13 protein-coding genes are annotated in these 14,712 nt (G+C 71.1%); 5 read left to right on the forward strand and 8 right to left on the reverse strand.

The features are described 5' to 3' along the window. Window position 1 precedes the first annotated feature (1 nt). The 8 genes from ACFYX0_RS01615 to ACFYX0_RS01650 are packed head-to-tail and all read right to left on the reverse strand — an operon-like array spanning window position 2 to window position 7,134. Window positions 2–1,993: an NADH-quinone oxidoreductase subunit L gene (locus ACFYX0_RS01615; protein WP_388965103.1), complete on the reverse strand. Its 1,992-nt coding sequence runs from the start codon at window positions 1,991–1,993 to the stop codon at window positions 2–4. Further along, a complete protein-coding gene (gene nuoK, locus ACFYX0_RS01620) occupies window positions 1,990–2,355 on the reverse strand; it encodes an NADH-quinone oxidoreductase subunit NuoK (protein WP_311696845.1) in 366 nt (121 codons plus the stop codon). The genes ACFYX0_RS01615 and nuoK overlap by 4 nt, the downstream gene beginning before the upstream one ends. Continuing rightward, entirely contained in the window at window positions 2,355–2,987 is a 633-nt protein-coding gene (locus ACFYX0_RS01625; RefSeq protein WP_388965106.1) for an NADH-quinone oxidoreductase subunit J, read from the reverse strand. The genes nuoK and ACFYX0_RS01625 overlap by 1 nt, the downstream gene beginning before the upstream one ends. Next, window positions 2,984–3,610, reverse strand: a complete 627-nt coding sequence (locus ACFYX0_RS01630; protein WP_388965109.1) for a NuoI/complex I 23 kDa subunit family protein — start codon at window positions 3,608–3,610, stop codon at window positions 2,984–2,986. The genes ACFYX0_RS01625 and ACFYX0_RS01630 overlap by 4 nt, the downstream gene beginning before the upstream one ends. A gap of 2 nt (window positions 3,611–3,612) precedes the next feature. Beyond that, window positions 3,613–4,581, reverse strand: coding sequence for a complex I subunit 1 family protein (locus ACFYX0_RS01635; protein ID WP_311696848.1), 969 nt, complete (start codon window positions 4,579–4,581; stop codon window positions 3,613–3,615). Next, entirely contained in the window at window positions 4,578–6,041 is a 1,464-nt protein-coding gene (locus ACFYX0_RS01640; RefSeq protein WP_388965112.1) for an NADH-quinone oxidoreductase subunit C, read from the reverse strand. Before ACFYX0_RS01640 ends, ACFYX0_RS01635 begins: the two co-directional genes overlap by 4 nt. Then, the gene (locus ACFYX0_RS01645) at window positions 6,038–6,694 is read right to left on the reverse strand and encodes an NADH-quinone oxidoreductase subunit B (RefSeq protein ID WP_388965115.1); all 657 of its coding nucleotides are present in this window, start codon (window positions 6,692–6,694) and stop codon (window positions 6,038–6,040) included. The genes ACFYX0_RS01640 and ACFYX0_RS01645 overlap by 4 nt, the downstream gene beginning before the upstream one ends. Next, the gene (locus tag ACFYX0_RS01650; protein ID WP_388965118.1) at window positions 6,685–7,134 is read right to left on the reverse strand and encodes an NADH-quinone oxidoreductase subunit A; all 450 of its coding nucleotides are present in this window, start codon (window positions 7,132–7,134) and stop codon (window positions 6,685–6,687) included. The genes ACFYX0_RS01645 and ACFYX0_RS01650 overlap by 10 nt, the downstream gene beginning before the upstream one ends. 353 nt (window positions 7,135–7,487) lie before the next feature. Here ACFYX0_RS01650 and ACFYX0_RS01655 point away from each other — a divergent pair, with 353 nt between their 5' ends. The 5 genes from ACFYX0_RS01655 (at window position 7,488) to ACFYX0_RS01675 (ending at window position 14,712) form a co-directional block, all read left to right on the forward strand. Beyond that, a complete protein-coding gene (locus ACFYX0_RS01655) occupies window positions 7,488–8,684 on the forward strand; it encodes a sensor histidine kinase (RefSeq protein WP_388965121.1) in 1,197 nt (398 codons plus the stop codon). A 257-nt stretch (window positions 8,685–8,941) separates the two neighbouring features. Further along, complete coding sequence (locus tag ACFYX0_RS01660; protein ID WP_388965123.1) at window positions 8,942–10,294, forward strand: sensor histidine kinase; 1,353 nt, start codon at window positions 8,942–8,944, stop codon at window positions 10,292–10,294. Window positions 10,295–10,738: 444 nt separating this feature from the next. Then, window positions 10,739–11,398, forward strand: a complete 660-nt coding sequence (locus ACFYX0_RS01665; protein WP_388965333.1) for a LuxR C-terminal-related transcriptional regulator — start codon at window positions 10,739–10,741, stop codon at window positions 11,396–11,398. Between the two features lie 313 nt (window positions 11,399–11,711). Further along, window positions 11,712–13,640, forward strand: coding sequence for a 2-oxoacid:acceptor oxidoreductase subunit alpha (locus ACFYX0_RS01670; protein WP_388965126.1), 1,929 nt, complete (start codon window positions 11,712–11,714; stop codon window positions 13,638–13,640). Then, window positions 13,633–14,712, forward strand: coding sequence for a 2-oxoacid:ferredoxin oxidoreductase subunit beta (locus ACFYX0_RS01675; RefSeq protein WP_388965129.1), 1,080 nt, complete (start codon window positions 13,633–13,635; stop codon window positions 14,710–14,712). Before ACFYX0_RS01670 ends, ACFYX0_RS01675 begins: the two co-directional genes overlap by 8 nt.

The raw sequence follows: 14,712 nt of genomic DNA on the forward strand, positions 1-14,712 counted from the left end.
CTCACACTCCCGTGGCGACGAGGAGGGCGGCCACCGCCAGGAGGACGGTGCCGGCGAGCAGCGCGCTCACATAGGTCTGCACATTGCCGGTCTGGGCACGTCGTACGGCGGCCCCCAGCAGGCGGGGCAGGGCGCCTGCGCCGCGTACATAGGTTTCGACGACCTCGCGGTCCAGGAACCTGACGAGGCTCGCCCCGGCCCTGACGGGCCGGACGAAGAGCGCGTCGTACACGGCGTCCAGGTGGAAGCCGACGGCCGCGTGGCGGTGCAGCGGGCCGAGCAGCAGACGGCCAGGGTCCGCCGGGTCGGGCGCGTAGGCGACGTCTCCGTACACGGGTGTGTGGCTGGCGATGGCCTCGGCCTCGACCAGTCCGGCGTCTGCCTCGGGGTGGGCCGCGACCGCACCCAGCGGGACACGGGTCGCGAGGGCGGTGGTGTGCCGCCAGGCTCCGTAGGTCACGAGTCCGCCGACCAGGGCGAGGCCCGTGCCGAGGACGGACGTGGTGAGCGCCGGGGTGAGGGAGCGGCCGTCGAACCAGCCGGGCAGTACGCCGTAGGCGAGACCGAACGCGAGCGACGGGACGCAGAGCACCCACAGCACCGCGTTCATGGTGAGGGGCTGCTTGCCGTGGTCGGGGGCCTCGGGGCCGTGGCCGCGGAAGACGAGCAGCCACAGGCGGGTCGCGTAGGCGGCGGTGAGCACAGCGGTGACCAGGCCGGTGACGAGGACGATCCACCCCGCGGCACCGGGTGCGTGCTCGGTGTGGCCGGTGGCGACGTGTTCGGCGGCGCCGAGGACGGACTCCTTGGAGAAGAAGCCCGCGAAGGGCGGGATCGCGGCGAGCGACAGCAGCGCCACGGTCATCGTCCAGTAGGCGTCGGGCACTCGGGCCCGCAGGTCCTTCATACGGGACATGGCGGCCAGCGAGTTGGTGCCGGCGGCGTGGATGATCACGCCGGCGGCGAGGAACAGCAGCGCCTTGAAGGCGCCGTGCGACAGGAGGTGGAAGACGGCGGCTCCACGGTCGCCGACGGCGAGGGCGCCGGTCATGTAGCCGAGCTGGCCGATCGTCGAGTAGGCGAGGACGCGCTTGATGTCGTCCTGGGCGAGCGCGGCGAGCGCCGATCCGGCCATCGTCACGGCGGCCATCATGGCGAGGACCACCATCGCGGCCGAGGAGGCCTCGAAGACCGGAAGGAGACGGGCGATGAAGTAGACACCGGCGGCGACCATGGTCGCGGCGTGGATCAGCGCGGAGACGGGAGTGGGGCCCGCCATCGCGTCGGGGAGCCAGGTGTGCAGCGGGAACTGCGCCGACTTGCCCGCCACACCGGCCAGAAGCAACAGGGCGACCAGGGTGGGGTGGTGCAGCCCGCCGCTCGCCACGGTGCCGAGGACCCTGGTGATGCGGAAGGAGCCGGCGTCGGTGCCGAGCGCGAACAGTCCGATAAGGAAGGGGACGTCGCCGAGCTTGGTGACCAGGAAGGCCTTGATGGAGGCGGCGCGGGCTTCCGGGGTCTCCCAGTAGTGGCCGACCAGGAAGTAGGAGCAGATGCCCATGACTTCCCAGCCGACCAGCAGCACGATCAGGTCGCCCGAGTAGACGACCAGGAGCATCGCGGAGGTGAACAGGGAGACGAGAGCGGAGTACGAGGGATAGCGCGGGTCGTCGCGCAGATAGCCCGTCGAGTAGATCTGCACACAGGTGGCGACGACGCCGGCCAGGACGGCGACGAGGGCGGCGAAGCCGTCGATGTGCAGGGCGAGTTCGATCGGGACCGAGCCCGTGGGCGTGAGTTCGGTGGCCGAGTCGATCGCCGTGCCGCCGCCCTGACGCGCGGCGACCAGCACGGCCAGCACGAGCGACGCGAGGGTGGGCAGGACGGCGAGGGGACGGACGAAGCCGGGGGCCGTGCGGCCGAGCAGCAGGCCGGCCGCGGCGCCGAGGAACGGAAGGAGGGGAACGAGAACGGCGAGGGTGGTCGTGGTCACGCGGTGGCCTCAGCCTTCTCAGCCGCCGGGGTGTCGGCGTCGTGCCCCTCGGCGGTGTCGCGGAGCCGGTCGATGTCCGAGGTGCCGCGGTTGCGGTAGACGGCGAGGACGATCGCCAGACCGATGCCGATCTCGGCGGCGGCGATGGCGATGGTGAACAGGGTCAGAGCCTGGCCGGAGTGCAGCGTCTCGCGGGCGGTCCTGCTCAGCCAGACGTCGAAGGCGACGAGGTTGAGGTTGACGGCATTGAGCATCAGCTCGACCGACATCAGGACGAGGATCGCGTTGCGGCGCGCGAGGACGCCGTACAGACCGGTGGAGAAGAGAAGAGCGGAGAGCACGGCGGGATAGACGAGGTGCATCAGCGGGCGCCTTCCTTCTCGCTCCGGCCGCCCGGGACGACCGGGGCGCTCGCGGTGGTGGCCGCCGCGTCCGCCTTGGCCTTGCGGGACAGGACGATCGCGCCGACCAGGGCGGCGAGGAGGAGGACGGAGAGCGCCTCGAAGGGGAGGACCCAGTTCTGGAAGAGGCTCGCGCCCGTGACCTTGGTGGAGCCGGAGGCGGCGCCGCCGAGATCCATCCAGGTCGTACGGAAGGCGTCGACGACCACCCACACCAGCGCGGCCGCCGCGGCGACGGCCACCGCGAGGGCGGCCCAGCGATTGCCGGAGTCGGCGTCCGGGGAGCGGCCGATCGGGGCCTTGGTGAGCATCAGACCGAACAGAAGGAGGACGACGACGGAACCGACGTAGATGAGGACCTGCACCCAGGCGATGAACTCGGCGGTGAGCAGGAGGTACTCGATGGCGAGCCCGCCGAGGGTCGCCACGAGCCACAGCGCGGCGTGCACCAGCTGCCGGGTGGTGACGGTGACCAGCGCGGCGCCGAAGGTGACCACCCCGACGAGGAGGAAGGCGACCTCCACTCCGGTCGGGGAAAGGAAGCCGTGCGTGGGGGCGGCCCCGACGGCCGCCGTCGCAAAGGCGAGGCTCACGACGCTCCTTCCTGCGGACCGGCGGACTCGGCCGACTCGGCGGCCTGGGCCGCGGCCAGCTTCTCGGCGGCCTTGAGGGCGGCCGCGACCTCCTTGGGCTCCTCGGCGCCGGGGTCGAGGGCAGGCGGGGCCGGCACGGTCCACATCCACTCGCGGAGCTTGTCGCGCTCATGGGTGAGATCGCGGATGTCGGTCTCGGCGTACTCGAACTCCGGGGACCAGAAGAGGGCGTCGAAGGGGCAGACCTCGATGCAGATACCGCAGTACATGCAGAGGGAGAAGTCGATGGCGAAACGGTCGAGGACGTTGCGGCTACGCTCACGGCCGCCGGGAGCAGCGGGCGGGACCGTCTCCTTGTGGGAGTCGATGTAGATGCACCAGTCCGGGCACTCGCGGGCGCACAGCATGCAGACAGTGCAGTTCTCCTCGAACAGACCGATGACGCCGCGGCTGCGGGGCGGGAGGGCCGGCTGGGACTCCGGGTACTGCTCGGTGACGGATTTCCTCGTCATCGTGCGCAGGGTGACGGCCAGCCCCTTGGCGAGGCCGGAGCCGGGGATCGACAGGCGGGACCGCCCGGAGGGCGTCGTCGAGGCGTGGTGGTCGGGCGACGGGCGGGACATGGTTAGGAGATCACCACCTTGACGATGCCGGTGAGGGCGATCTGGGCCAGGGAGAGGGGGACGAGAAGGGTCCAGGAGAGCTTCTGGAGCTGGTCCTCGCGCAGACGGGGGTAGGTGACGCGAAGCCAGATGACCACGAAGGCGAGGATCGCGGTCTTCAGGAGGGTCCACAGCCAGCCGAGGCCGTCGGCACCCCAGGGGCCGTGCCAGCCGCCCAGGAAGAGAACCGTGGTCAGGCCGCACAGGACGACGATCCCGGCGTACTCGGCGAGAAGGAACAGAGCGAAACGAAGACCGGTGTACTCGGTGTACGCGCCGAAGATGATCTCCGAGTCGGCGACGGGCATGTCGAACGGCGGGCGCTGCAGCTCGGCGAGGCCGGCGACGAAGAAGACGAGCGCGCCGATGATCTGCCAGGGCAGCCACCACCACTCGAAGGCGTTGACGATGCCGGGGAGCGAGACCGTGCCCGCCGCCATGGCCACCGAGGCGGCGGCGAGCAGCATGGGGAGTTCGTAGGCGAGGAGCTGGGCGGCGGTACGGAGGCCGCCGAGGAGGGAGAACTTGTTCGCGGAGGCCCAGCCGGCCATGAGGGAGCCGAGCACTCCGACGCCCATGACGGCCAGGACGAAGAAGATGCCCGCGTCGATGACCTGGCCGACCGCGCCCCGGCTCGGGCCGATCGGGATGGCCAGGAGCACGAGGAGGTAGGGCAGCAGGGCGACGGCTGGGGCGAGCTGGAAGATACGGCGGTCGGCGCCCGCCGGGACCACGTCCTCCTTCTGCGCGAACTTCACGCCGTCGGCGACGAGCTGGGCCCAGCCGTGGAACCCGCCGGCGTACATCGGACCCAGACGGCCCTGCATATGGGCCATGACCTTGTGTTCGGTCTGACCGATGATCAGGGGGAACGTGAGGAAGACGACGAACACGACGACGAGTCGCAGAGCGACGTCGAGAGCGCCGTTCACTGCGTGCCTCCGGGGGAATCGTCGGGGGTGGTCTCGTCGGGGGGCGTGCCGTCCTGGACGGGCGGCTCGGGGGGCTGCCGGTCGCCGGGGCGGGGCTTGCCGGGGCCGGTGTCCTCGGGGCGGGGTTCGCCTGGGTCGGACTCGGCGGGCCGGGGCTCGCCGGGGTCTTCGCCGGGACGTGTGCCTTCGTCGGTCGCGTCGGGCTCAGCTACGGCCGCGGTCTCGATTCCGGTCCCGGTCCCGGTCGCCGGAGGCTCGGCGCCGACCGACGGCTCAGCGTCGGCCGATGGCTTCGCGGGCTGTTCGGGAGCGACCGGCTCGGGCTCGTCGAAGGCCGGGCGGGCGTGGTGCCACGGGGCGTCCGCGCTGCGCGGGGCGGTGGGCGGCTTGCGGTCCGCGCCCGTTGCCGAGGCGGCGTCCGCGCGCTGCGAGGCCGACCCCTCCGAGGCGCTCCGGGCGCGGCGGGGGCCGGACGGAGGACCCGCAGGAGCAGCAGGCTGAGCGGCACCCTCGGTGCTCTCGGCAGCGCGCTGCGCGGCCGAGCCCTGCGACGCGCTCCGCGTACGCCGGGGGCCGGCCGGGGCGGCAGGGGCAGCCGTCGCCCCGGTGTCGCCCTCGGTGCGCTGCGAGGCGGAGCCCTCCGAGGCGCTCCGGGCGCGGCGCGGACCCGACGGAGCCGCGGCTTCCGTGCCCGGCTCCGCCCCGCGCTGCGAGGCCGACCCCTCCGACACGGAGCGAGCGCGGCGCGGCGCAGGTGCGGCCTCCGCGGATTCGACGCCTGCCGGGGCCTGGCTCGCCGAGCCCTCGGCTGTCGTACGGGCGCGGCGCACCGGGCGCTCGCCCGCGGCACGGCCGGCGGCGGCTCGGGCCGGACGGGCGGGAGCGGGAGGCAGCTGGCCCTTGAGAGGGCCCCACTCGTTCGGGTCGGGGACGCCCGGGGGCAGCATCTGACGGCGCTTGGGGCCGCCGTGGTCGGACTCCCCCGGTTCCTTGGCACCGGGCCAGGCCTTGGCGACCCGGGCTGCCAGGACGAAGTCCTTGCGCAGGGGGTGGCCCTCGAAGCCCTCGGGCAGCAGCAGGTGGTCCAGCGCCGGGTGGCCCTCGAAGGCGACGCCGAACATTTCGTGGGTCTCGCGTTCGTGCCAGGCGGCGCCCGCGTAGACCTCCACGGCGGAGGGCAGGACGGGGGCCTCGTGCGCGACCGTGGTCCGTACGAGGAGACGGCGGACCGGGGACAGAGCCACCACATGCGCCGAGACGCGCAGACCGGTGCCCGGTTCGTCGACGGCGCTCAGCCAGTCGAAATAGGTGCACCCCAGCTCCTCGCGTGCGACACGCAGCGCCGCGATCCAGCCCGCGGGCGGCACGTCGACCGTCAGGACCTCGTACGACTCCTCGGCCGTGGCCTCCGGGCCGAAGAGGTCCTCGACGGGTACGGGCAGCCAGCCGACGGCGGTCATCGCGCCACCCCGGAGGCCGGGTCCGCACCGGAGCCCGAGTCCGTGATCGCAGCAGCCGACGGCGGCTGGACCAGACCGCTCTGCAGGGCGGCGGCGGACGGTCGCGAGGAGCCGTACCGCTCCCCCAGCGACTCGCGCGCAATCTTCTCCTGGAGCTTGAGGATGCCCTGGAGCAGCGCCTCGGGGCGCGGCGGGCAACCGGGGACGTACACATCCACCGGGATGATCTGGTCGACACCCTTCGTGACCGAGTACGAGTCCCAGTAGGGGCCGCCGCAGTTGGAGCAGGCCCCGAAGGAGATGACGTACTTCGGCTCGGGCATCTGCTCGTACAGACGTTTGACCGCGGGGGCCATCTTGTCCGTGACCGTGCCGGACACCACCATCAGGTCGGCCTGGCGCGGCCCCGGCGCGAACGGGATCACCCCGAGGCGGATGAAGTCGTGCCGGGCCATCGACGCGGCGATGAACTCGATCGCGCAGCAGGCGAGGCCGAAGTTGAAGACCCACAGCGAGTAACGGCGGCCCCAGTTCAGCACCACCTTCATCGGCTCGGGAGCGAGGCGGGCCAGCGCGCCGAGCCGCTTCGGCTCGGGCAGCAGCACGGGCTCCGGGACCGGGGAAGCAGAGGCGGCCGAGGGGTTCACGTCCATGCCAGGACGCCCTTCTTGTATGCGTACAGCAGGCCTACGGTCAGGAAGCCGAGGAAGATGAACATCTCCACGAGCGTCGCCGCGCCGTAGCCGGGGGCGGCGAAGACCGTCGCCCAGGGGAACAGGAAGATCGAGTCGATCGCGAAGATCACGTACAGGAAGGCGTAGACGTAGTAGCGGACCTGGGTGTGGGCCCAGCCCTCGCCGACGGGGTCGACACCGCACTCATACGTCAGGAGCTTTTCCGGGGTGGGAACGACGGGACGCAGCAGGCGGCCCGCGCCGAAGGCGACGGCGACGAAGAACACGCCGATGACGGCGAGCAGCCCGACGACGGAGTAGGAGTGGAAGTAGCCCGCCGCGATGACGTTCCCCGTGTTCGCGGCGTTCCCCGCGCTCCCCGTCTCCGCCATGACAGCGACGGCGGTCGGATCCGGCACGTCAGCCCCTCGCTCCCTGACCTCGTGACTCTGGTGAACGTTGTGTTCGACGATCTGTACGCACGGGAGTCTAGGCCCTGCTAAAGAGAGGGTAAGCAGCCCGTCACACCTCGAGACGGGCCGGCCCTCCCCCGTGCGCTCCGGTCACTACCCATCGTGCAACCGCGCGCACGCCTCACGGGACCCCGAAAACCCGCCCAGCGCCCCCGAGAACGCGCGCACCGTCTCCATAGGCGTGCCTCGCCGCCCCCGGAAGGTGGGGATTTCCCCACCGGATCGCGGCGGCCCGCCTCATGGTGTCGCGGCGGGCGGCACGGCAGGCTGAAAGACATGACCGAACGAGGCCGGCAGATATGACCGAACGCATGACGCCCCAGAGCGTCCGGGACCACGACGAGCACCCGCCGCCCGCGCGTCTCGCCCTGGACGGGCACACCTGGCGAGAGATCGCGTATCTGCTCGCGAACCTGCCGATGTCGCTGGTTGGGTTCATCTACGCCGTGACGGTGCTGTCCACGGGTGCGGGGCTGACGGTGACCGTGATCGGTCTCCCGGTGCTGGCGGCCGGGCTGGCGGGCGCCCGGCAGATCGGCAAGCTGGAGCGGGCGCGGGCCAGGGCGCTGCTCGGGGTGCGCGTGGACGAGCCGACACCGCTGCGCCTGCTCAGAAGCCGTGGACTGGTCCAGCGGCTGTGGATGGCCCTGAAGGATCCCGTGGGCTGGCGGACGATGCTGTACGGCTTCATCCGGCTGCCCTGGGGGATCCTGACCTTCACGGTGACCCTCGTATCGCTGTTCGTGCTGTGGCCGATTCTGCCCTTCCTGGCGCGCGGGCTGACGAACGTGGACCGGGCGATGGCGCGGGTCCTGCTGTCCCCCTCCGACGAGCTGGAGCGGCGCATCGCGGAGCTGGAGTCCGACCGCGGGGTGGTCGTGGACACGGCGGCGGCCGACCTGCGGCGCATCGAGCGCGACCTGCACGACGGGGCGCAGGCCCGGCTGGTGAACCTGGCGATGGGGCTCGGACTGGCCAAGGAGAAGCTGCTGGAGGACCCGGACGCGGCGGCGGCGATGGTCGACGAGGCGCACGGCGAGGTGAAGCTGGCGCTGCAGGAGCTGCGGGACCTCGCGCGGGGCATCCATCCGGCGGTGCTGACCGACCGGGGACTGGACGCGGCGCTGTCGGCGGTCGCCACCCGCTGCACGGTGCCGGTCAAGGTGACCGTGGACCTCAGCCGGAGACCGGCCGCGGCGATCGAGGGCATCGCGTACTTCACGGTCTCCGAGCTGCTGCAGAACGTCAGCAAGCACAGCGCGGCGAGGTCGGCCTCCGCCGATGTCTGGCGCTCGGAGGAACGGCTGCTCATCCAGGTCCGGGACGACGGTCGCGGCGGCGCCCGCCTCGACGGCGGCACCGGCATGGCGGGGCTGGCGGAGCGGCTGGACGCGGTCGACGGCGTGTTCGCCGTGGACTCCCCGGTGGGCGGCCCGACGACGGTCACGGCGGAACTGCCGTGGCGGGACCGGGAGGACAAGACGCCCGGGCGGTAGGGCGTACGCGCGAGTTGTACGGCAGGGAGCGGTCGTGCGCGGAGGCGTGCGGCCGCTTCTGCGTATGTGGGCTCGCCTCGGCTCGTCCCCGAGGCGTGCGCGCCCGTCGTAGGGGGTGGGGAAAACCCCCGTTCCAAGAGGCCGACGCGCTCCATGGCCGGGCGGGCGCGGGACCGGGAGGGTAGAGGTACGAACCCGGAGAGGCCAGCACGGACCGAGCGCACCGGGGTGGACGACGAGGAGAACGGAAGACACCGATGGCGACGTACTACGGGCAGGGGTACGGAGAGTGGGACGACCCGGAATCCCCCGGCGCCGGAAGGCGGCCGCACCGGCTTCCGGTCGTGCTGCGGGCGCCGTTCGAGGGGCGCAGCTGGGGTGAGTTCTGCTATCTGCTGCTGAGCCTGCCCCTCGGGACCCTGATGTTCAGCTACAGCGTCACGATGCTCTCACTCGGCGCAGGCCTGCTGGTGACGTTCCTGGGGATACCGGTGCTCGCGGCGACCCTCGCGGGATGCCGGGGCTTCGGGGCGCTGGAGCGGGCGCGGGCCCGGGGGCTGCTGCGGCTCGAGGTGGCCGAGCCGGGGCCCCTGGTAGTGAAGAGGCGGGGGCCGATGGCCTGGGTCGGGGCGATGCTCCGGAGCGGGGTGTCGTGGCGGCACATGCTGTACACGGTGCTGCAGTTCCCGTGGGCGGTCTTCTCGTTCGTCGTGGGGGTCACTTTCTGGACGTGTGGATGGGGACTGCTCACCTATCCCCTGTGGTTCTGGGTGTTCCCCATGTACGGCGGCCGAGGCGGCATTCAGCTCTACGGCGACGAGGCCCACAGCGTCTACCTCGACAACCCGTTCGAGATCACGGTGACCGCACTGGTGGGCCTGCTGATCACGCTGGCCACGCCGTGGATCGTCCGGGGGCTGACCACCGTGGACCGGCTGCTGGTGCAGGGGTTCCTCGGGCCGTCGCGGCTGGCCACCCGCGTGGTGGAGCTGGAGTCGGACCGGGGCGTGGTGGTCGACACGGCGGCGGCGGACCTCCAGCGCATCGAGCGGGACCTGCACGACGGTGCGCAGGCGCGGCTGGTGGCGTTGGCCATGGATCTGGGGCTGGCCAAGGAGAAGCTGGCGCAGGACCCTCAGGCGGCGGCTCGGATGGTGGACGAGGCGCACGGAGAGGTGAAGACGGCTCTGCAGGAGCTGCGGGACCTGGCACGCGGGATCCATCCGGCGGTGCTGACGGACCGGGGACTGGACGCGGCGCTGTCGGCGGTGGCCTCGCGGTGCACCGTGCCGGTGCGGGTGGAGGTGGACCTGCCGTCGCGGCCGGCCCCGGCGATCGAGGGAATCGCGTACTTCACCGTGTCGGAGCTGCTGCAGAACGTCAGCAAGCACAGCGGGGCGAAGTCGGCCTCCGTCGATGTGTGGCGGGCGGAGCAGCGGTTGCTGCTCCAGGTGGCCGATGACGGGGTGGGAGGCGCGGACGCCTCCAGCGGGTCGGGACTGGCCGGGCTGGCGGAGCGGCTGGACGCGGTGGACGGGGTGCTGGTGGTGGATTCGCCGCCCGGGGGGCCGACCCGAATCACCGCCGAACTGCCCTGGCGATCGTCCTGACTGACCACACCTCACCGACCAGGACTCCTAGCCCCTCGAACACCTCGGCACCCCACACCCGAAGACACCCGACCCACGCGCCCTGACGGAACCCCACGGACCCCCCACTCCATGCCCCACCCCCGCCGCACCCCTCCCCGTCTCCCTGACCCGCCGCTCCGTCATCCCGTGCCCGCCACCCTGACCCGCCACCGGCCGCATTCCCGCCCGTCCCGAAGCCCCGGGCCCATCGGCCCGCCCCGCCCCACCACCCCTTCCACGGCACGAAATCGCCTCCCAACACGGCCGCGCGAGGCTTATCCACAGGCCCGATGTGGAAGTGTGGATCGCGCGATACTGAGGTGCAGAAGGGGGCTGGGCGTCGGGCGTCCAGGACATCGCCGGACGCGCAGACGCACGGTCGAAGACAAAGGGCACGGGGGGCCGAGGATCGTGGAGGACAGGGTGCGGGTGGTCATCGCCGAGGATTCAGTGCTGCTCAGGGAGGGCCTGACCCGGCTGCTGACCGACCGCGGGCATGAGGTCGTCGCCGGTGTCGGTGACGGGGTCGCGTTGATCAAGACCATCACCGAGCTGGCGGACCGGGGCGAGCTGCCCGACGTGGTCGTGGCCGACGTCCGGATGCCGCCGACGCACACGGACGAGGGTGTCCGGGCCGCGGTGCAGCTGCGCAAGGCGCACCCGGGGCTCGGTGTCCTGGTGCTGTCGCAGTACGTGGAGGAGCGGTACGCCACCGAACTGCTGGCCGACTCCAGCCGCGGGGTGGGCTATCTACTCAAGGACCGGGTCGCCGAGGTGCGCGAGTTCGTGGACGCCGTGGTGCGGGTGTCCCAAGGGGGTACGGCGCTGGACCCGGAGGTGGTCGCCCAGCTGCTCGGCCGCAGCCGCAAGCAGGACGTGCTCGCCGCGCTCACTCCGCGTGAGCGGGAGGTCCTCGGACTGATGGCCGAGGGACGGACGAACTCCGCGATCGCCCGGCAGCTGGTCGTGAGTGACGGAGCCGTGGAGAAGCACGTCAGCAACATCTTCCTGAAGCTCGGCCTGGCGCAGAGCGACGGGGATCACCGGCGTGTTCTGGCCGTGCTCACCTACCTCAACTCCTGATCGACCGACACTGTGTCAGGCGGCGGGACGCTCAGGCGCGCACCCGACGGCCTCTCGGGGCCGGGCCGGACACCGGCACGGCCGCAAGGCAGCACCCCGAAGTACCAGCACCGAATGATGAACAGGGAGCGTCGTCGAAAACAGCGCCGGGAGGCGGAGAGAACATGGCACACCAGGTCGTCGGACTGCCCCTCGATCGCGTCCATCGTGCGAGACGCCGAGGGAAGGCGACCCTTACCGACGTAGGGTTGATTTCGGGTAGGCCGACGGGACGGCCACACCCCGACAGCTGCCTCGAAGGAGGTCCAGTTCAGTGACCAGCCAGGTCAGCAGGACAGCGGAGCAGGCCGACGGAGCCGTCGTAGGAGAACAGCGCAAACCGGCGAGCGCGAAGGACGTGCGCAAGCTCGACCGGGTGATCATCCGGTTCGCGGGCGACTCCGGTGACGGAATGCAGCTCACCGGGGACCGTTTCACCTCCGAGACGGCGTCCTTCGGCAACGACCTGTCCACCCTGCCGAACTTCCCAGCCGAGATCCGCGCCCCTGCCGGCACCCTGCCGGGCGTCTCGTCCTTCCAGCTGCACTTCGCCGACCACGACATCCTCACCCCCGGCGACGCGCCGAACGTCCTGGTGGCCATGAACCCGGCCGCTCTGAAGGCCAACGTCGGCGATCTGCCCCGCGGCGCGGAGATCATCGTCAACACGGACGAGTTCACCAAACGGGCGATGCAGAAGGTCGGCTACGCCGCCAGTCCGCTGGAGGACGGCACGCTGGACGGCTACAGCGTCCACCCGGTGCCGCTCACGACGCTCACCGTCGAGGCGCTCAAGGAGTTCGACCTCAGCCGTAAGGAGGCCGAGCGCAGCAAGAACATGTTCGCGCTGGGCCTGCTGTCGTGGATGTACCACCGGCCGACCGAGGGCACCGAGAAGTTCCTGCGCGCGAAGTTCGCGAAGAACCCGGACATCGCGGCCGCCAACATCGCCGCCTTCCGCGCCGGCTGGAACTTCGGCGAGACGACGGAGGACTTCGCGGTCTCGTACGAGGTGGCGCCGGCCGCCAAGGCCTTCCCGGTGGGCACGTACCGCAACATCTCCGGGAACCTGGCCCTGTCCTACGGCCTGATCACCGCCTCGCGCCAGGCGGATCTGCCGCTGTTCCTGGGTTCCTACCCGATCACCCCGGCCTCGGACATCCTGCACGAGCTGTCCAAGCACAAGAACTTCGGTGTGCGGACCTTCCAGGCCGAGGACGAGATCGCCGGGATCGGTGCCGCGCTGGGCGCGTCGTTCGGCGGTTCACTCGCGGTCACCACGACCTCCGGCCCCGGTGTGGCCCTCAAGAGCGAGACCATCGGGCTCGCTGTCTCCCTCGAGCTGCCGCTGCTGGTCGTCGACATCCAGCGTGGCGGGCCGTCCACCGGCCTGCCGACCAAGACCGAGCAGGCCGACCTGCTCCAGGCGATGTACGGGCGCAACGGCGAGGCGCCGGTTCCGGTGATCGCCCCGCGCACCCCGGCCGACTGTTTCGAGGCGGCCCTGGAGGCGGCCCGGATCGCGCTCACCTACCGCACGCCCGTGTTCCTGCTCTCCGACGGCTATCTGGCGAACGGCTCCGAGCCCTGGCGGATCCCCGAGGTGGACGAGCTGCCGGACCTCCGGGTCCAGTTCGCCCAGGGTCCGAACCACACGCTGGACGACGGCACCGAGGTGTTCTGGCCCTACAAGCGCGACCCTCAGACCCTCGCCCGCCCATGGGCCATCCCGGGTACCCCGGGCCTGGAGCACCGCATCGGCGGCATCGAGAAGCAGGACGGCACGGGCAACATCTCCTACGACCCGGCCAACCACGAGTTCATGGTGCGCACGCGTCAGGCGAAGGTCGACGGAATCGTGGTACCCGATGTGGAGGTCGACGACCCGCACGAGGCGGGGACCCTCGTTCTCGGGTGGGGGTCGACGTACGGCCCGATCACCGCGGCGGTACGGCGGCTTCGCACGGCGGGCGAGTCGATCGCGCAGGCCCATCTGCGGCACCTCAACCCGTTCCCGCAGAATCTCGGTCCGGTTCTGAAGCGTTATGACAAGGTGGTGATCCCCGAGATGAACCTCGGTCAGCTCGCCACGCTCGTCCGGGCGAAGTACCTGGTGGACGCCCATTCGTACAACCAGGTGAACGGTATGCCGTTCAAGGCCGAGCAGCTCGCCGCGGCTCTCAAGGAGGCCATCGATGGCTGAGACGACCACGGAAGGCACGGACACTATCGAGGCGCTTTCCCTCGTCCCGAAGGCCGTGGCCAGGCAGTCCATGAAGGACTTCAAGTCCGACCAGGAAGTGCGCTGGTGCCCCGGCTGCGGCGACTACGCGATCCTCGCCGCCGTCCAGGGCTTCATGCCGGAACTGGGCCTGGCCAGGGAGAACATCGTCTTCGTCTCCGGCATCGGGTGTTCGTCGCGCTTCCCGTACTACATGAACACGTACGGCATGCACTCCATCCACGGCCGTGCTCCCGCGATCGCGACCGGGCTTGCCTCCTCGCGTCGCGATCTGTCGGTCTGGGTGGTCACGGGTGACGGCGACGCGCTGTCCATCGGCGGCAACCACCTCATCCACGCCCTGCGCCGCAACGTCAACCTGAAGATCCTGCTGTTCAACAACCGGATCTACGGGCTGACCAAGGGCCAGTACTCGCCCACCTCCGAGGTCGGCAAGATCACCAAATCGACGCCGATGGGCTCGCTGGACGCGCCCTTCAACCCGGTGTCGCTGGCGATCGGCGCCGAGGCATCCTTCGTGGCCCGCACGGTCGACTCCGACCGCAAGCACCTGACCGAGGTGTTGCGTCAGGCCGCCGCCCACCCGGGCACCGCACTGGTGGAGATCTACCAGAACTGCAACATCTTCAACGACGGCGCCTTCGACGCCCTCAAGGACAACCAGACCGCGGAGGAGACCGTGATCCGGCTGGAGCACGGGCAGCCGATCCGGTTCGGGGCCGAGGGTTCGCGCGGTGTCCTCCGGGACATGCGCACGGGCGATCTGAAGATCGTCCCGGTCACCGCGGAGAACGAGGCGGAGATCCTGGTCCACGACGCCCACGCCGCCTCGCCCACGACGGCGTTCGCGCTGTCCCGGCTGGCCGATCCGGAGACCCTGCACAACACCCCGATCGGCGTCTTCCGCTCCGTGGACCGGCCCGTCTACGACATGCAGATGTCCGACCAGCTCGACACCGCCATCGAGCAGAACGGCAAGGGCGACCTGGCCGCGCTCCTGGCGGGCGGGGACACCTGGACGGTCGTCGGCTAG

Source organism: Streptomyces sp. NPDC002573, assembly GCF_042889625.1.
Classification (GTDB): Bacteria; Actinomycetota; Actinomycetes; order Streptomycetales; family Streptomycetaceae; genus Streptomyces; species Streptomyces gibsoniae.